Annotated in this window: 13 protein-coding genes; 9 read left to right on the top strand and 4 right to left on the bottom strand. The window is 72.2% G+C overall.

The genetic code is table 11. From position 1 onward, the window contains the following. Window positions 1-20 precede the first annotated feature (20 nt). Together PSESU_RS12055 and gshB are read right to left on the bottom strand one after the other, a co-directional pair. Window positions 21-893, bottom strand: coding sequence for a TonB family protein (locus tag PSESU_RS12055; RefSeq protein ID WP_013536061.1), 873 nt, complete (start codon window positions 891-893; stop codon window positions 21-23). Then, window positions 890-1,840, bottom strand: a complete 951-nt coding sequence (gshB, locus tag PSESU_RS12050) for a glutathione synthase (RefSeq protein WP_013536060.1) — start codon at window positions 1,838-1,840, stop codon at window positions 890-892. Before gshB ends, PSESU_RS12055 begins: the two co-directional genes overlap by 4 nt. A 237-nt stretch (window positions 1,841-2,077) precedes the next feature. Between gshB and pilG the strand changes: the two genes are divergently transcribed. The 7 genes from pilG (at window position 2,078) to PSESU_RS12015 (ending at window position 14,374) form a co-directional block, all read left to right on the top strand. After that, on the top strand, window positions 2,078-2,479 hold the full coding sequence (gene pilG, locus PSESU_RS12045) for a twitching motility response regulator PilG (RefSeq protein ID WP_013536059.1): 402 nt from the start codon (window positions 2,078-2,080) through the stop codon (window positions 2,477-2,479). A gap of 18 nt (window positions 2,480-2,497) precedes the next feature. Then, window positions 2,498-2,866, top strand: a complete 369-nt coding sequence (locus PSESU_RS12040) for a response regulator (protein ID WP_013536058.1) — start codon at window positions 2,498-2,500, stop codon at window positions 2,864-2,866. Continuing rightward, window positions 2,866-3,396, top strand: a complete 531-nt coding sequence (locus tag PSESU_RS12035) for a chemotaxis protein CheW (protein WP_013536057.1) — start codon at window positions 2,866-2,868, stop codon at window positions 3,394-3,396. The genes PSESU_RS12040 and PSESU_RS12035 overlap by 1 nt, the downstream gene beginning before the upstream one ends. A 40-nt stretch (window positions 3,397-3,436) precedes the next feature. Beyond that, window positions 3,437-5,473, top strand: coding sequence for a methyl-accepting chemotaxis protein (locus PSESU_RS12030; RefSeq protein ID WP_013536056.1), 2,037 nt, complete (start codon window positions 3,437-3,439; stop codon window positions 5,471-5,473). A gap of 82 nt (window positions 5,474-5,555) precedes the next feature. Beyond that, window positions 5,556-12,488, top strand: coding sequence for an Hpt domain-containing protein (locus tag PSESU_RS12025; protein ID WP_013536055.1), 6,933 nt, complete (start codon window positions 5,556-5,558; stop codon window positions 12,486-12,488). Continuing rightward, window positions 12,475-13,878 carry a chemotaxis protein CheB gene (locus tag PSESU_RS12020; protein WP_013536054.1) on the top strand — a complete coding sequence of 468 codons (1,404 nt, stop codon included), beginning with the start codon at window positions 12,475-12,477 and terminating at the stop codon, window positions 13,876-13,878. Before PSESU_RS12025 ends, PSESU_RS12020 begins: the two co-directional genes overlap by 14 nt. A 28-nt stretch (window positions 13,879-13,906) precedes the next feature. Further along, window positions 13,907-14,374, top strand: coding sequence for a chemotaxis protein CheW (locus PSESU_RS12015; RefSeq protein ID WP_013536053.1), 468 nt, complete (start codon window positions 13,907-13,909; stop codon window positions 14,372-14,374). Between the two features lie 85 nt (window positions 14,375-14,459). Here PSESU_RS12015 and PSESU_RS12010 read toward each other — a convergent pair whose 3' ends face one another. Beyond that, on the bottom strand, window positions 14,460-15,191 hold the full coding sequence (locus PSESU_RS12010; protein ID WP_013536052.1) for a 16S rRNA (uracil(1498)-N(3))-methyltransferase: 732 nt from the start codon (window positions 15,189-15,191) through the stop codon (window positions 14,460-14,462). Beyond that, window positions 15,182-16,573 (bottom strand): adenosylmethionine--8-amino-7-oxononanoate transaminase, encoded by a 1,392-nt coding sequence (bioA, locus tag PSESU_RS12005; protein ID WP_013536051.1) that lies wholly within the window; start codon window positions 16,571-16,573, stop codon window positions 15,182-15,184. Before bioA ends, PSESU_RS12010 begins: the two co-directional genes overlap by 10 nt. 74 nt (window positions 16,574-16,647) lie before the next feature. On the opposite strand from bioA, the gene nudE reads away from it, so the two are divergent. After that, window positions 16,648-17,193, top strand: a complete 546-nt coding sequence (nudE, locus tag PSESU_RS12000) for an ADP compounds hydrolase NudE (protein ID WP_013536050.1) — start codon at window positions 16,648-16,650, stop codon at window positions 17,191-17,193. Window positions 17,194-17,195: 2 nt separating this feature from the next. Then, window positions 17,196-17,993, top strand: a complete 798-nt coding sequence (gene cysQ / locus PSESU_RS11995) for a 3'(2'),5'-bisphosphate nucleotidase CysQ (protein ID WP_041764136.1) — start codon at window positions 17,196-17,198, stop codon at window positions 17,991-17,993. Window positions 17,994-18,082 lie beyond the last annotated feature (89 nt).

The raw sequence follows: 18,082 nt of genomic DNA, 5'->3' as shown, positions 1-18,082 counted from the left end.
GCGCCAGGCCGGCAGCGCGCCTATTCGGTATGCAGCTGGCCGCCGGGCTTGAACACCCAGGTACGGGTCACGTGCAGCACGTCGACGCCGTCCTTCGTCTCCGGCAGCGGCGGGAAGGGTTCGGCCAGGCGCACGATGCGCTCGACCGAGGCATCCAGCAGCGGGGTGCCGCTGGAGCGCAGGATGCGGGTGCTCTCGACCGTGCCGTCGCGGCGCACGCCTACGCTGATCACCACCTGGCCGCCCAGCCGGCGACGGCGCGCCTCGTCCGGGTAGTTGAGGTTGCCGATCCGCTCGGCCCGGTCCACCCACTCGCGCAGGTAGTTGGCGTAGGCGTACTCGCGGGTGCTGGCGGAGACGAACTTGCGGGTCGGGCGCTTGGCGTACAGCTCCGAACGCAGGTAGACCTCGGCCGCCAGGCGCGCCATCTCGGCGTCGCGCGCGGCCCTGGCCGGGCTCACCGGGGGCAGGGTCTCGGCCTGCTGCAGCGGCTGCGGTTCCGGTACCGGCTGCTCGCCACGGCGGCTGGTCACCACCCGGGCCTGGGTCTCGGGGGCGGGGGGCGGCTCCTGCGCCGCCTGCGGCAGCGGGGCCTCGCCTTCCTCGGGCCGCGGCACCACGCCGGGCTGGCTGTCGCGCGGGCGCTGGGCCTGGTCGTGTTCGCCGCCACCCCGGTTGTTGGCCTGGGCCAGGAAGTCGGCCTGCTCGGGCGTCAGTTCGGTACTGGTGTTGCTGAAGATCGCGTCCAGGGTCGGTACCAGCGGGGCCTCGCCGCGGAAGGCGAAGCCCAGGCCCAGGATCACGATCCCGTGGACCAGTGCCGACAGCACCAGGGTCGCGCTCAGGCGCTGGCGCTCGCCGATGCGCGGGGCAGCCACCTCCGCCGTGCTCATGCGGCCGGCCCGGCCTCGATGGCGTCGAACAGCAGCCCGGCGATGTTGAGGCCGAACTGGGCGTCCAGCTCGCGCACGCAGGTCGGGCTGGTGACGTTGACCTCGGTGAGGTAGTCGCCGATCACGTCCAGGCCGACGAAACGCATGCCGCGGCGGCGCATCTCCGGGCCGACCTGGGCGGCGATCCAGCGGTCGCGCTCGCCCAGCGGGCGACCCTCGCCGCGGCCGCCGGCGGCCAGGTTGCCGCGGAACTCGTCGCCCTGCGGGATCCGCGCCAGGCAGTAGTCCACCGGCACGCCGTCGATCAGCAGGATGCGCTTGTCGCCCTCAGTGATCTCAGGGATGTAGCGCTGGGCCAGGGCCAGCTTGCGGCCGCCCTCGGTCAGGGTTTCCAGGATCACGTTCAGGTTGGGATCGCCGGCCTGGCTGAGGAAGATCGAGCGCCCGCCCATGCCGTCCAGCGGCTTGAGCACCACCCGGCCGTGCTCGGCGGCGAAGGCCTTCAGCTCGGCCGGATCGCGGCTGATCCGGGTCGGCGGGCAGCACTGCGGGAACAGCTGGGCGGCAAGCTTCTCGTTGAAGTCGCGCAGGCCCTGGGGGTTGTTCACCACCTCGGCGCCGGCAGCCTTGGCCATGTCCAGGATATGGGTGTCGTAGAGGTACTCGCCGTCGAACGGCGGGTCCTTGCGCATCAGCACCACCTGGCCGGGGCCGAACGGCAGCTCGGCGTAGTCCCCGAGCTCGAACCAGCCGGCCTTGTCGTCGCGCACCCGCAGCGGGGCGGCGATGGCCAAGGCGCGGCCGTCGCGCAGGGACAGCCCGCCGGGGCGCACGTAGTGCAGCCGGTGGCCGCGCCGCTGGGCCTCCAGCAGCATGGCGAAGGTGGTGTCCTTGGCGATCTTGATCGACCCGATCGGGTCCATCACCACGACGACGTCCAGGGGCATGGGGCGGGGCCGGAACAGGGAGAGGGCAGGTCGCCGATGTTAGCCGATCCCCACCGTCGCGACCGGCCGGTGGTGGCCTTCACGTCCGGCATGTGGGCAGCAGGTCGCATGGCGCCGGTGATGCAGGTAGCGCCAAAAAAACGTCGGGCTTGACAGGTTTCACCCGTACTGGGATATAGACACCCAAGCAGCGGTGCCGGGAATGAAGAAGCGCCGCGCGCAAGGGGAAACAGGGTAATGACAGACAACACGGCCCCAGCCGGGGCATTGGGTGGCCTGCGGGTTCTGGTCATCGACGATTCCAAGACCATCCGCCGCACCGCCGAAACCCTGCTCAAGCGCGAGGGCTGCGAGGTCGTGACGGCCAGTGATGGCTTCGAGGCGCTGGCCAAGATCGCCGACCAGCAGCCACAGATCATCTTCGTCGACATCATGATGCCGCGGCTCGACGGCTACCAGACCTGCGCGCTCATCAAGGGCAACCAGAAATTCAAGTCGACGCCGGTCATCATGCTGTCCTCCAAGGACGGCCTGTTCGACAAGGCGCGCGGCCGAATCGTCGGCTCGGAGCAGTACCTCACCAAGCCATTCACGCGGGAAGAACTGCTCGGAGCAATCCGTACGTACGTCAACGCCTGACCGGGGGGCAGGCAAAACATGGCTCGAATCCTGCTGATCGAAGATTCGCCGACAGACCGTGCCGTCTTCACGCAATGGCTGGAGCGCGGCGGCCACCAGGTCATCTTCGCGACCAACGCCGAGGACGGACTTGAACTGGCCCGCAAGCAGTTGCCGGACCTGGTCCTGATGGACGTGGTCCTGCCTGGCATGAGCGGTTTCCAGGCAACCCGCGCGCTGACCCGCGACGGGACCACCAACAAGATCCCGGTGCTGATCGTGAGCACCAAGAGCATGGAGACCGACCGCGCCTGGGCGATGCGCCAGGGGGCGGTGGACTACGTCGTCAAACCGCCGCGCGAGGAAGACCTCATGGCGCGGATCAACCAGCTCGTAGGTGCCGCCTGATGCGCACCCCGTTCGACATCCTTTCCGACTACGAGCGCCGCAGCCTGGCGCATGCCGTGCAGCTCCCGGCCCGCGAGCTGGGCCAGGAGACCTGGCGTGGCGTCGGTTACCGGATCGGCCGCCAGCGGCTGGTCTCGCAGTTCGGCGAGGTCGTCGAGATCATGCCCATGCCCCCGGTGACTCCGGTCCCCGGGGCGCAGCCGTGGCTGCTGGGCATCGGCAACCTGCGCGGCAACCTGTTCCCCGTGGTCGACCTGAAGCTGTTCCTGGAAGGCGAGCGCACCGTCCTGCACGAGGGCCAGCGCGTGCTGGTCATGCGCCAGCAGGGCGGCGACGTGGCCCTGACCATCGACGAGCTTTACGGCCAGCGCTCCTTCGGCGAGGAGCAGGCGATCGATCCCGAGCCGCTCGCACGCGGCCGCTACGCCAGCTTCGTCGAACGCGCCTTCCACAGCGAAGGCCTCGACTGGGCGGTCTTCTCACTCTCGCGGCTTGCCCGCACCCCTGAATTCAGGCAGGCCGCGGCGTGACCGCCGGCCTTTCCAAGCATCCGATCGAGGCACTACGCGCATGAGCACTGCACCGGAATCTCCCAAGACCAGCCGCCTGGGTGGCGTCGGCACCGGGTTCTGGCTGGTCCTGCTGGTGCTGTCGGTGGTCGTGTTCGCCACCAACACCGGCGTGGCGACCTACCAGGGCAGCAGGCTGGCCGGCGCCAGCACCGGCGCGGCCGACCTGCAGGTGCTCTCGCAGCAGCTTGCCAACCAGGGCCGTGACGCGGTCGGCGGCAACGCCGAGGCGTTCGAGGCCTTCCGCCAGACCCGCGCCCGGATCGTGGACACGGTGGGCGGCCTGCAGCAGCGCTTCGGCGGCGAGCCGGGCGTGTCCGGCCCGCTGGAGCAGCTGGGCCGCACCTGGAGCCCGCTGGCGCAGAACGCCGACCAGATCATCGAGTCCCAGGACGCGGTGATGGCCCTGGCCGGCAATGCGGACCGCTTCGTCGGCCGCGTGCCGCAGCTGCAGGCGCAGCTGAACGAGGTGGTGCGCGCGATGACCGCCGGTGGCGCCCCGGCGTCGCAGGTGTTCAACGCACTGCAGCAGGTCGTGGTCGCCGGCACCATGGCCCGCCGCGTCACGGAAATCCGTGCAGGTGGTCCTGGTGCCTCCGCCGCCGGTGACGCGCTGGCGCGCGACTCGGTGGTGTTCGGCCAGGTGCTCAACGGCCTGATGCAGGGCAACGAGGAACTGGGCATTGCCCAGGTGAAGATCCCCGGCGCGCAGGCCGCCCTGCAGGAATCGCAGGAGCAGTGGAACGAGATGCGCAAGGACGTGGAAGCGATCCTGGCCAGCTCGCGCAACCTGTTCGCGGCGCAGAGCGCGTCGGCCAGCCTGGCCGCCGGCTCGGGCAAGATGCTGGACGACAGCAAGCGCCTGTTCGACGCGTTCGCCGCCTTCGGCTCGGTCCGCGACACCCGCATCTTCCCGAACTTCTACATCGGCGCGGTCTCCGGCGTCCTCGCGCTGATCGCGCTGATCGGCTTCGTCTGGAGCTCGGTGCGCAACCGCCAGCGCGAGCAGGAAACGCGCTACCAGGCGCAGGTGGAATTCAACAGCCGCAACCAGCAGGCGATCATGCGGCTGCTGGACGAAATCAGCTCGCTGGGTGAAGGCGACCTGACGGTGAAGGCCTCGGTGACCGAGGACATGACGGGCGCGATCGCGGACGCCATCAACTACGCAGTCGACGAACTGCGCAACCTGGTGACCACGATCAACGACACCTCGGTGCAGGTCGCGGCCTCGTCGCAGGAAACCCAGGCCACCGCGCTGCAGCTGGCCGAGGCGTCCAACCACCAGGCCGAGCAGATCACCGCCGCCTCCGAGCGCATCAACGAAATCGCGGCCAGCATCGAGCAGGTGTCGCGCAACTCCACCGAATCGGCGGAAGTGGCGCAGCGTTCGGTGGTCATCGCGGCCGAAGGTGCCGGCGTGGTGCGCGAGACCATCAACGGCATGGACCAGATCCGCGACCAGATCCAGGAGACCTCCAAGCGCATCAAGCGCCTGGGCGAGTCGTCCCAGGAGATCGGCTCGATCGTGGAACTGATCAACGACATTTCCGAGCAGACCAACATCCTGGCGCTCAACGCGGCGGTGCAGGCGGCCGCGGCGGGCGAGACGGGCCGCGGCTTCGCGGTGGTGGCGGACGAAGTGCAGCGACTGGCGGAACGCACCTCCAACGCGACCCGGCGAATCGAAGGCCTGGTCCAGGCGATCCAGGCCGACACCAACGAGGCGGTCAGCTCCATGGAGCAGACCACCGCCGAAGTGGTGTCCGGTGCCCGCCTGGCCGAGGACGCCGGTACCGCGCTGACCGAGATCGAGCGCGTGTCCAACGCGCTGAACGACCTCATCAAGAACATTTCGGTTGCCGCCCAGCAGCAGGCGGGCGCGGCCGCCGACATCACCAAGACGATGGACGTGGTCCGGCAGATTTCCGCGCAGACGTCGCGTGGCGCCGGCCAGACGGCCGAGTCGATCGGACACCTGGCGCAGCTGGCTGCGGACCTGCGTCGTTCGGTTGCCGACTTCAAGCTGCCTGGCTGATGACGAAGGGCCTGACAGGGGACGATGGAATGAAAATGGCCCGTTATTCGCGCCTGTGCCGCCTCGCGGAATGGAGGCTTGCATGAGCGCGCTGCGCGACGCGATGAGCCACGCCGTGCTCGGCTGGGTCAAGCCCGAGCTGGACGAGACCCTGCGCCAGGCGCGCGGGGAGATCGAGGCGTTCGTCGAGAACCCGGCGGATGCCAACCGCATGCGCTTCTGCGCCGGCTACCTGCACCAGGTGCAGGGCACGCTGCGGATGGTCGAGCTGTACGCCCCGGCGATGGTCGCCGAGGAGATGGAGCTGCTCGCCCAGGCCCTGCAGCAGGGCGCGGCCAACGACCGCGACGAAGCCTGCGCGACCCTGATGCGCGGCACCGTGCTGCTGCCCGATTACCTCGAGCGCCTGCAGAACGGCCATCGCGACATCCCGATCGTGCTGCTGCCGCTGCTCAACGACATCCGTGCCGCCCGCGGCGCCGCCGGCCTCAACGAGAGCGTGCTGTTCGCCCCGGACCTGAGCGCGCCGCTGCCGTCGCAGCTGCCGGAGCCCTCGGCGCTGCCGTGGTCGCAGCGCCAGGACCGCGTCGCCTCGACCCTGGCCCGCTTCCAGGACGCGATGCAGGGCTGGCCCGAGAACGGCCAGCCTTCCGACGCGGCCCAGCTGGCCGACGTGGCCGGCGAACTGCTGCAGGTGGCCCAGCACGAGAACACCCGGCGCATGCTGTGGGTGCTGTCGGCGGTCGCCAGCGCCCTGCGTGACGGCGCCCTGGCCCCCGCCGAGGCTCTGCGTGGCGCCTTCAACGCGGCCCTGCGCACCCTGCAGCAGGCCAGCGAGAACGAAGCGCTGCCGGCTGCCTCGCGCGGCGTTTCCACCCAGGAACCGACCCGCCAGCTGCTGTACGCGATCGCCCACGTGCGCGCCTCGCATCCGGCGCTGGACGAGCTGCGCGCGGCGTTCGACCTCGACTCGCAGATGCCCAGCGAGGCCGAGCTGGACCACGCCCGCGGCAGCCTGGCCGGCCGCAACCGCGACCTGCTCAACACCGTCGGCGGCGTGGTCAAGGAAGAGCTGCTGCGGGTGAAGGACGCCTTGGACCTGCACCTGCGCACTGGTGGCGACGCCGCCGCGCTGCAGCCGCAGGCCGCCGAACTGACCCGCGTCGCCGACACCCTGGGCATGCTCGGCCTGGGCGTGGCCCGCGACGTGGTGCTGCAGCAGCGTGACTCGCTGCAGTCCATCGCCGCCGGCAGCGCGCCGGCCAGCGAGGGCGCGCTGCTGGATATCGCCGGCGCCCTGCTGTACGTGGACGCCACCCTCGACGACCAGGTCGCAAGCCTGGGCGCGGGCGAGGAGGGCGGCGAGGATGCCGCCGCCGCCGAGGCCCGGCGCACGGTGGAGGTGCTCGCCCACGAGGCGATCGCCAACTTCGCCGCCGCGCGCGAGGATTTCGTCGCCTTCATCGAGACCAACTGGGACCACGCCCGCCTCGAATCGGTGCCGCGCCTGCTGGAGGAAGTCTCCGGCGCGCTGCGCATCCTCGAGCTGCCGGAGCCGGCGGACTACCTGGAAGGCGTGCGCCGCTACATCGTCACCGAGCTGATCGGGCGCCGCCGCGTGCCCAGCGGTCGCCAGCTGGACACCCTGGCCGATGCCATGGCCAGCCTGGAGTACTACCTGGAAGCGTTGCGCGACCGCCGTCCGAACCGGTCGGAGATCCTCGAGATCGCGCGCAGCAGCCTCGAGAGCCTGAACTACTGGCCGCTGCCGGACGAGCGCACGCTCGCCGACGCCGTCAACGATGCCGCGCCTGCACCCGTCGCGGCCCCGACGCCGGCTCCGGTCGTCGCCGCGCCGCCGCCGCTGCCGGCCGCCCCGGCCGGGACCGCCCCGGAAGTCCCGTCCTGGGATCCGGTGCAGGCCGAGAGCGCTGCGCCTGCCGCCGACGAGACCCCGGCCTTCCCGGAGGCCGCCGTCGCCGAGTTCGCGGCTCCCGAGCGCGAATCCCTGGAACTGCCGCCGCTGGAGTTCGAGCTGCCGCCGGTCACGGTGCAGCCGCCCGCGCTGCCGCCGCAGCCGGTCGCCGAGGCCTTCCACTACGACCCGGCTTCCGGCGAGTACGTCGCCATCCCGGCCGCGCCGTCCGGATCCGGCACGGCCAGCTTCGAGCCGAGCAGCTTCGAGCCGGCCAGCTTCGAGTCGCCCGTGGTGGACGAAGCCCCGCAGCCGCCGGCGCTGCCGCCCGAAATGCCTGCGCCTGAAGCGCCGGCCGTCGAGGCGGCCCAGGAACCGGAGGCTGCCACGCCGCCCGCCGCGGTCCCGCCGCCGCTGCCCGAGGCGCCCGTCGCCGCGCAGCCGCCGGCCATTCCGGCCGAGCACAACCAGTGGCTGGGCCTGACCGTCCACATCCGTCCGCGCACGCCGGCCGAGCCGGTTGCCGCGCAGCCGCCGGTCCTGCCGCCGGTGTCCGAGCCGGAAGCGACGCCGGAAAGCGCTCCCGAAGCGCCGGCCGAAATCGCATACGCCGCGCCGGAGTCGATCCAGGCTCCCGCCGTCGAAGCGCCTGCCGCCGAGGAAGCGCCGGTCGAGCCGTCCGTGCTGGACGAGGTCGCCGCTGCCGCCGCCTCGCTGCCGGCCGCCGCGTACGCCGCCGCCCCGGTGGCGCCGGCCGCGCCCGTGGCCGGGCCGCCGTCCGAGCCGCTCGCCGCGCCCGTGCCGGGTGCCACCGCCGGTGGCTTCGACGAGAACCAGGACATCGACGCCGACATCCGCGAGGTGTTCCTCGAGGAGTTCGAGGAGGAGCGCGCCAACCTCGCGCGCCTGCTGCCGATGTGGCTGCGTTCCCCGGACGACATGGAGCGCCTGCGCCCGATCCGCCGCGTGTTCCACACCCTCAAGGGCAGTGGCCGCCTGGTCGGCGCCAGCGCCCTGGGCGAGTTCGCGTGGAAGATCGAGAGCATGCTCAACCGCGTGCTCGACGGGACCCGCCCGGCCAGCCCGGCGGTGACCTCGATGGTCCAGCAGGCCGCCACCGTGCTGCCGCAGTTCGACGCCGCCCTGCGTGGCGAAGGCACCCTGGACCTGGACCTGCGCGCGATGGAAGCCGTCGCCGAGCGCATCGCCGCCGGCGAGGAGGCCTTCCATACCCTGGCCCCGGTCGCCGCTGCCGTTGCCCCGGTTGCCGAAGCCGCGCCCGTCGAGCCGGTCGCCCCGGTCGTCGCCGAGGGCACTCCGGCCTCGGTGGACAGCGTGCTGCGCGAGATCCTCGAGACCGAGGTCGCCACCCACCTGGAAACCGTGGACGCGTGGATCGCCGCCGCGCGCCTGGGTCCGCAGCAGGTCGACGATCCGCTGCTGCGCGCGATGCACACCATGAACGGTGCGTTCGCGATGACCGACGTGCCGGAGATCACCTCCGTCACCGACGCGGCCGAGACCTACATCAAGCGCGCCATCGCCGCCGCCCATGTCCCGGGTGCCGACGCGATCGAGACCCTGGCCGATACCGCGGCCACGATCCGCGGCTGCATCCAGGCCCTGCAGGCCGAGTCACCGCGCATCCCGAGCTACGCCGGACTGGCCGAGCGCCTGCGCGCGCTGGCCGCCGCCCTGCCGGAAGCGCGCTGGCCGCAGCCGGAAATCCTGGACGAGGAGCCGGAGGCCATCGTCGCCCCGCTGGTCGAGACCCCGGTCGAACTGACCGACATGGACCTCAGCCGCTTCCTGGTCGAGTCCATGGCTGCCGACGAGGGCGAGACCCGAGCCGAGGCCACCGGCGAATCGCCGGCCGCCGATCCCGTCGGGAACGCCGCGCCGCAGGCACCGGAGTGGAGCCTGGATGACGCGCAGGCGGCGTTCGAGCCAGAGGTCGCGTCCTTCGACGCGCCGTCGGTCGAGGCGCCCGCCGCCAGCGACGAAGCCTTCGAAATCGCCGCCGAACTGTCCGGCGATGCGGTCGTGTCCGACGCCGCCGGCAGCGCTGCCTGGCAGCTGTCCGATGCGCCGCTGGCCGACGCTGGCATCGAGGCCACGCAGGCCGGGCCGGTCGAAGAGGCCGCCGCCACGTCCGGCTGGACCGTCGAGGCAATGCAGCTGGAAGAGGCCGTCGCCGAGCCGGTGCAGGAGCCGGTCGCGATCGAGGCCACCTCCAGCGACTGGAGCGTCGAGCCGGTCGAGACCGCCGGGTTGTCCGGCGAGATCGCGGCGTCGGCCGACACCGCCTCGGTCGAGGACGTCGCCGCCAACGCGCCTTCGTTCGGGGATCAGGTTGGGGTCGAATCGTTCGAGGCCACCCCCGTCGAGGCCGTCGAGGCCGCGCCGGTCGAGCAGACCGTCGAGGAGACCGTCGAGGAGACCGTCGAGGAGACCGTCGAGGAGACCGTCGAGGAGACCGTCGCCGAGGCGCCGGTTGCTGGAGAGCAGCCGGTCGAGGAAGTGGTTGCCGAAGCGCCGGCCGCATTCGCCGAGGAAGAGGTCGCCGAGGCCCAGCCGGTCGAGGCCGCGGACGAAGCGCCGCAGCCCGAGGTCGTCGCGCCGGCCGCCGCCGCCCCGGCCGCGGAACTGCCGATGCTCGACTTCAACGAGCTGGACCGCGACCTGGTCGACATCTTCGTCGAGGAAGGTGGCGACCTGCTCGACCACGTCGACGCGCTGCTGGTCGAGCTGCGCGCCGACAGCACCGCGCGCGAGCCGATCATCGGCCTGCAGCGCGACCTGCACACCCTCAAGGGCGGTGCGCGCATGGCCGGCATCGCCACCATCGGCGACCTCGGCCACGTGATCGAGTCACTGCTGGAAGCCGCCGCCGAACACCGCACCGACCTGGACCGCAACGACGTCCAGCTGCTGGAGCGTGGCTTCGACACCCTGCACCAGCTGCTGGTGCAGACCCGTGCCCACCGCGCCACGGCCATGCCGGACGCGCTGATCGCGGCGTTCGAGGCCCGTATCCGCGGCGAAGCCGTTCCTGCCCTGGACACGGCGCCCGCCGCGGTCGAGCCGCAGGCCGCCGCCGCGGTGGCCACCGCCGCCGTCGAGGAGCCGCAGCCAGCCGTCGCCGCAGAGCCGGTCGCCCCCGCACCGCAGCCGGTGGTTGCCCAGCCGGTCCAGCTGGCCGCCACCGCCGAGGCCCTGCCTGCACTGTCGGCGCCGGTGGAGGACGAGGAAACGGCCCCGGTCGCCGAGGACGCCGCCGCTCCGCGCGCACCGCAGGAGCAGGTGCGCGTGCGCGCCGACCTGCTGGACAACCTGGTCAACCACGCCGGCGAAGTGGCGATCTACCGCGCCCGCCTGGAGCAGCAGCTGGGTGCCTTCCGCGCGGCCATGGCCGAGCTGGACCGCACCAACGCCCGCCTGCGCGACCAGCTGCGCCGCCTGGACCTGGAGACCGAGGCCCAGATCGTCGCCCGCTACCAGCGCGAGCAGGACAGCGCGGATCCGACCTTCGACCCGCTGGAGCTGGACCGCTTCTCCACCCTGCAGCAGCTCAGCCGCGCGCTGAACGAGTCCGCGGCCGACCTGACCGGCCTGCAGGGCGTGCTCGACGACCTGGCCCGCCAGTACGACGTCCTGCTGCAGCAGCAGTCGCGCGTCAGCTCGGACCTGCAGGACGGCCTGATGAGCGCCCGCATGGTGCCGTTCGACAGCGTCGTCCCGCGCCTGCGCCGCGTCGTCCGCCAGGCCGGCCACGACACCGGCAAGCAGGTGCAGCTGCGCCTCGACGGCACCCACGGCGAGCTCGACCGCAACGTCCTCGACCGCATGGTCGCGCCGATCGAGCACATGCTGCGCAACTCGGTGGCGCACGGCCTGGAGACCCCGGCCGAGCGTTCCTCCGCCGGCAAGGCCGAGGAAGGCACGATCACCATCTCGCTGCGCCACGAAGGTTCGGAAATCGTGCTGCAGGTGGCCGACGACGGCCGTGGCCTGGACCGCGAGGCGATCCGTCGCCGCGCCGAGCAGCGTGGCCTGCTCAAGCCGGGCGCGGTGCTGACCGACACCGAGCTGGATTCGCTGATCTTCGAGGCCGGCTTCTCCACCTCCGAGCAGGTCAGCCAGCTGGCCGGCCGCGGCGTGGGCATGGACGTGGTCCGCAACGAAGTCCGCCAGCTCGGTGGCACCGTCGAAATCAACTCGGTGGTCGGCCGCGGCGTCACCTTCACCCTGCGCCTGCCGCAGACCCTCGCGGTCACCCAGGCGGTGTTCGTGCAGATCGGCGAGACCACCTACGCGGTGCCGGTGGCTTCGGTCAGCGGTATCGGCCGGATCTCGCGCGAGCGCTTCGAGAGCGGCACCGGCGGTTACCGCTATGCCGGCGAGGAGTACGCGCTGCACGACCTCGGCCTGCTGGTCGGGCAGGGCCCGGCCAGGGCCGAAGGCCAGGCCCAGGTGCCGCTGCTGCTGGTCCGTGCCGGCGACCTGCGTGCCGCCGTGGCGATCGACCAGGTGGTCGGCAACCGCGAAATCGTGGTCAAGCCGGTCGGCCTGCAGATCTCCTCGGTCCCGGGCATCTACGGCGCGACCATCACCGGCGACGGCCGCGTGGTCGTGATCCTGGACGTCGCCCCGCTGGTCCGCCGCCACCTGGCGCAGCCGGAGCGTCCGGCCACGGTCGAGCCGCAGCAGGCCCGCCACATCCCGCTGGTGATGGTGGTCGACGACTCGCTGACCATGCGCAAGGTCACCGGCCGCGTGCTGGAACGCCACAACTTCGAGGTGGCGACCGCGCGCGACGGCGTCGAGGCGCTGGAACGCCTGGAAGAGCGCGTGCCCGACCTGATGCTGCTGGACATCGAGATGCCGCGGATGGACGGCTACGAGCTGGCGACCGCGATGCGCGCCGACCCGCGCTTCCGCGACGTGCCGATCGTGATGATCACCTCGCGTACCGGCGAGAAGCATCGCCAGCGCGCTTTCGAAATCGGCGTCCAGCGGTACCTGGGCAAGCCGTACCAGGAACTGGACCTGATGCGAAACGTGTACGACCTGCTGGGGATCGCCCGTGCCCGCGACTGATTCTTCCAAGGCGGTCGCGCTGCTGGCCCGCGAGGGCCAGGCGCGCGAGCGGTTGCGCCAGGCACTCGACGCAGCCGGTGGCAGGGTGGTGCTGGAAGCCGACCCGGTGGAACTGGACGTGGCCACCCTGGCCGGCGCCCAGGTCCAGGCGGTGCTGGTCGCGCTGGAGCCGGCGGTCGAGGACGCCCTCGTGGTGCTCGAGCCGGCGCTGGAAGCGCCCGACCTGCTGGTGATCTTCGACGAGGCCGACCTGGCCGCGCGTCGCGATGGCTGGGAAGCGCAGCGCTGGATCCGCCACCTGGCGGCCAAGCTGCACGGCCACGACGACGTGCTGCCGCCGGGCCGCGAGCACGACATGGATCTCTCCGCCCAGCTGCAGCCGGGCCGCCCCGAGGTGCCGGTGCGGGCTCCGGTGGAGGCCAGCTTCAACGCCCATCTGGACGAGGCCGCCGGCCTGGCCGGTGGCCTGCCGCAGGACGAGCTGGTCGCGCCCGCCGCGCCGGCGATCCCGCCGCTGCCGCCGGTCGAGCCCGCCGCATCCGCCATTCCGCCGCTGCCGCCGCTGCCGCTGCCGGCAGTCGCGGCTGCGGCACCTCCGGCGCTGCCGGACCTGGATCCGGCGCAGGACATCGACCTGGTCGCGAGCTGGGAGCAGGTCGCGGCCCCGCCGCCGGCGTCCCCGCCGCCGCCGGCCGTGCCCGGCTGGGAAGTGGCCGACGACGCCTTCGTCGCGCCTGCCGCACCGGTTGCCGAAGTGGCGCCGGCCGCGGCAGCCGCGGCTGGCGGGCCGCCGCCGCTGCCGGATTTCAGCAACCTGTCGCTGGTGGACCTGGAGCCGGTCGGCCTCGCTGCCGCCGCGGCGCCCACGGCCAGGGGCGCGGTGCTGGTCCTGGCCGGCATCGGCGGCCCGGACGCGGTGCGCAAGCTGCTCGGCGCGCTGCCAGCCGGCTTCCAGACCCCGGTCCTGGTGCAGCTGCGCCTGGACGGCGGCCGCTACGACAACCTGGTCAAGCAGATGGCGCGGGTCTCGCCGGTGCCGGTGGCCCTGGCCATGCCGGGCGACCCGGTCGGTGCCGGTTCGGCCTACGTGCTGCCCGATGGCGTGGGCGTGGAGCAGACCAGCAATGGCCTGCGCTTCATCGACGCCGGCCCGGACCACGAGCCGATCGCGGCCCTGCCGCCGGCCGAGAGCGCGGTGCTGGTGCTCAGCGGCGCCGAAGCCTCGCGCATGGACGCGGTGCTGGCCCTGTCCACCCGCGGCGGCTACGTCGCCGGCCAGGCCCTTGACGGCTGCTACGACGCCACCGCGGCGCGGATGCTCGAGGCCGGTGGTGGTGAACTGGCGGCGCCGTCGGCGCTCGCCGCACAGCTTGTGGCGCGCTGGGGCTGAGGCCCGGGCGCGCGGAGGAAACCTGTAGATGGCATTCAAGAGCGACGAAATCCGTGGCGTCATGATCCAGTCCGGGCGCGAGCGCCTGCTGCTGCCCAACGCCACCGTTGCCGAGGTGCTGGCGAAGGTCGAGGTGCAGCCGCTGGAAGGCACGCCGGGCTGGCTGCCGGGCCACATCGCCTGGCACGGCTGGGACGTGCCGCTGGTCGACTTCGCACGACTGGCCGGGCTGGGCGAGGATCCGCCGGGCCGCATCCGCGTGGTGGTGCTCAAGGCGCTGGGTGGCGACGAGGGGCTGCCGTACCTCGCGCTGCAGACCGCTTCGTTCCCGCAGCTGGTCTCGGTGCCGCGCGACAGCCTGCTGGCCGACGCGTCCGAGGAAGACCTGCCGCGCGGCGTGCAGATGCGCGTGCTGCTGGGCGAGCAGGGCGCGCTGCTGCCTGACCTGGAAGGCATCGAGCAGCTGGTCATCGACGCCCTGGGCGCGATCGCCTAAAGGCCTCGCCGCGCCCCGGGCCGCGGCACCTTAGCTGGAAAACGGGAAACGCCGGCGCCTGTGCGCCGGCGTTTTTCGTGCGTGGTTACAGGTCGCCGAACCGTGCCTGCAGCGCGGCGATCGCTGCCAGTCCCGCGGTCTCGGTGCGAAGCACGCGCGGCCCCAGGCGCAGCCCGCTGAAGCCGGCCGCCTGCAGTGCCTGGCGGTCACGCGGGGACCAGCCGCCTTCCGGGCCGATCGCCACCACCACGGTGCTCGCGTCGGGCTGCATCGAGGCTAGGCGGTGCTCGCCCTGCGGATCGAGCAGCAGCCGCAGCGCGTCGCCGGGCAGGGTGGCCGCGGCGGTTTCCAGCGAGGCCGGCGGCTGGACCTCCGGCACCCGCGCACGCCCGGACTGTTCGCAGGCCGATTCGACCACGCTGCGCCAGTGCGCCAGCCGCTTCTGCGCGCGCTCGGCATCCAGCCGCACTTCGGTGCGCTCGCCGTTGACCGGCACGATCGCGGCCACGCCCAGTTCGGTGGCCTTCTGCAGGATCAGGTCCATCTTCTCGCCACGGGCGATGCCCTGCAGCAGCACGATCCGCAGCGGCGATTCGTTGTCGACCGCGGTGGCCGAGAGCACCTCGGCGCTGACCTCGCGCTTCGTCACCGACGCCAGGCGCGCGGCATAGTCGTGGCCGTCGCCGTTGAACAGCACGCAGGACTCGCCCTCGCGCAGGCGCAGGACCCGGACGAGGTGGTTGGCCGCGTGCTCGGGCAGGGTGATGGTGGAGCCGGGCTGCAGCGGCAGCTCGACGTGGCAGCGGGTCAGGCGCATGCGGTGGCCTCGGCGATCACGGCGGCGGTGGTTTCGGCCAGCAGCTGCAGCTGGGCTTCGTCGATGCAGTACGGCGGCATCCAGTACAGGATGTCGCCCAGTGGGCGCAGCAGCACGCCGCGCTCCAGCGCCCCGCGGTAGGCGCGCAGGCCGACCCGCAGCGCGGGATCGAACGGGGTTTCGCGCTGGCCGTCGCGGGCCAGTTCGAAGGCCACGACCATGCCGGCCTGGCGGACATCGGCGACATGCGGGCTGCCGGCGCCCACCTGCGCTGCCAGCGTGGCCATGCGCGCGGAGGTGGCGCGGTTGCGCTCCAGCACGCCGTCGCTCCCGAAGATGTCCAGCGAAGCCAGCGCCGCGGCGCACGCCAGCGGGTTGCCGGTGTAGCTGTGCGAATGCAGGAAGGCGCGCTCGCGCGAGTCGTCGAGGAAGCCCTCGTAGATGGCCTCGCTGGCCAGCACCGCGGCCAGCGGCAGGAAGCCGCCGGTCAGGCCCTTGGACAGGCACAGCAGGTCCGGGGCGATGCCGGCCTGTTCGCAGGCGAACATGGTGCCGGTACGGCCGAAGCCGGTGGCGATCTCGTCGGCGACCAGGAACACGCCATTGGCGTCGCACAGCTCGCGCGCCCGGCGCAGGTAGGCCGGATGGTGCATGCGCATGCCGCCGGCGCACTGCAGGCGCGGCTCCAGGATCAGGGCGCAGATCTCGCCGGGATGCCGGTCGAACAGGTCTGCCAGCGCATCGGCCGCGCGCAGGGCGCACTGCTCGTCGCTTTCGCCGGGGCGGGCCATGTAGGCGTCGGGCGAGGGCGCGAACAGGGCCTCGGCCAGCAGCGGCGCGTACACCCGCCGGTACAGCGGGATGTCGCCCACCGCCAGCGCGCCCAGGGTCTCGCCGTGGTAGCCGTTTTCCAGGGCGATGAAACGGGTGCGGTGGTCCTCGCCGCGGTTGCGGAACCAGTGGAAGGCCATCTTCAGCGCCACCTCGACGCCGGCCGAGCCGTTGTCGGCATAGAACACGCGCGACAGCGGGGCGCGGCCCGGCTGGCGCGGGGCGATGGCCAGCAGCTGCTCGGCCAGCTCGATCGCAGGGGCATGCGAGAACCCGGCCAGGATCACCTGCTCGAGGCTGCGGGCCTGGCGGGCGATCGCCTCGGCGATGCGCGGCTCGGCGTGCCCGTGCAGGTTGGTCCACCAGCTGCTGACCCCATCCAGGTAGCGGCGGCCGTCGTAGCCATGCAGCCACGCGCCTTCGCCACGCTCGATCGGCACCAGCGGCAGCACGTCCGAGTGCTCGCGCATCTGGGTGCACGGGTGCCAGAGCACCGCGAGGTCGCGCTGGCGCCAGCGCGCGTCCGCTGGCACCGGTGTCTCTGCTAGCATGGCCGGCCGATGAATACGTTCCTGCATCCCGCCATGATAACGGTCGCACACGGGCCGGATCGCGGAGCGTTGCCGTGAGCCGTCGCCTCCCGGTCATCCACGGCATCACCAGCGAGGAAGCCGGTCCGTACCGCCTGGAGCGGCTGGACCTGGAGTTCTCCAACGGCGAGCGCCGGCGCTTCGAGCGCATGGTGCCGCGTGGCCCGGGCGCGGTGGTGGTGGTGCCGATGCTGGATGATGGGACGGTGCTGCTGGTACGCGAGTACGCCGCCGGCGTGAACCGCTACGAGCTGGGCCTGGTCAAGGGCCGCATGGACCCGGGCGAAACCCCGGAGCAGGCCGCCGACCGCGAACTGAAGGAAGAGGCCGGCTACGGCGCCCGTCGCCTGGACGTGCTGCGCCAGCTGACCCTGGTGCCGACCTACATGGGCCACATCTCGTGGCTGGTGCTGGCGCGCGACCTGTACCCCGAGCGGCTGCCCGGCGACGAGCCGGAGGAGCTGGAAGTCATTCCCTGGAAACTGCAGGAACTGGACCGACTGATGTTGCGCGAGGATTTCTCCGAGGGCCGCTCGCTCGCGGCGCTGTTCGTGGCGCGCGAATGGCTGGCACGCCAATGACGATGACCCGCATCACCGTCGACCTGCGCGAGACCGTCATCGCGATCGCCCGCCAGGCGGGCGAGGCGATCATGCAGATCTACCGCGAAGGCTTCGAGGTCACCCACAAGGCCGACGCCAGCCCGCTGACCGCCGCGGACATGGCCTCGCACCGGATCATCGTCGACGGGCTCGAGCGCCTGACCCCGGAGCTGCCGGTGCTGTCGGAGGAATCGGCCCACGTGCCGTGGGAAGTGCGCCAGCTGTGGCCCAGCTACTGGCTGGTCGACCCGCTCGACGGCACCCGCGAGTTCATCAAGCGCAACGGCGAGTTCAGCGTGAACATCGCCCTGATCGTGCAGGGCGCGCCGGCGATGGGAGTGATCCAGGCGCCGGTCGGCGGCCAGGTCTGGCACGCGGTGCGTGGCGAAGGTGCCTACCGCCGCGATGGCCAGCGCGACGAGCCGCTGCGCGTGCGCGCCCCGGCCACCGCGCCGCTGCGGGTGGCGGCCAGCCGCTCCCACCGCGATGCCCGCACCCAGTCCGTGCTGGACCGGATGGGCGAGATCGAGGAAGTGGCGCTGGGTTCGTCGCTGAAGTTCTGCCGCATCGCCGAGGGCGGGCTGGACGTGTACCCGCGCTTCGGTCCCACCTCCGAGTGGGATACCGCGGCCGGCCAGTGCGTGCTGCATGCGGCCGGCGGCGCGGTGCTGGCAGCCGGTACCGGCAAGCCGTTCCGCTACAACCGCCGCGAGACCCTGCTCAACGGCGACTTCATCGCCCTGGGCGATACCGAGTTGCCCTGGCAGGAGTGGCTCTGAGGGATGCGTCGGGGCGCCGGTGACGATCCGGCGCCCTTCGCGCCGGGTCGCGCCGCCTGCCGTGGACCACGGCCGCGCGCGACCCCGCG

Source organism: Pseudoxanthomonas suwonensis 11-1, assembly GCF_000185965.1.
GTDB lineage: Bacteria > Pseudomonadota > Gammaproteobacteria > Xanthomonadales > Xanthomonadaceae > Pseudoxanthomonas > Pseudoxanthomonas suwonensis_A.
Note: the sequence above shows the minus strand (reverse complement) of the source record. Positions and strands in the feature narration are given on the sequence as shown.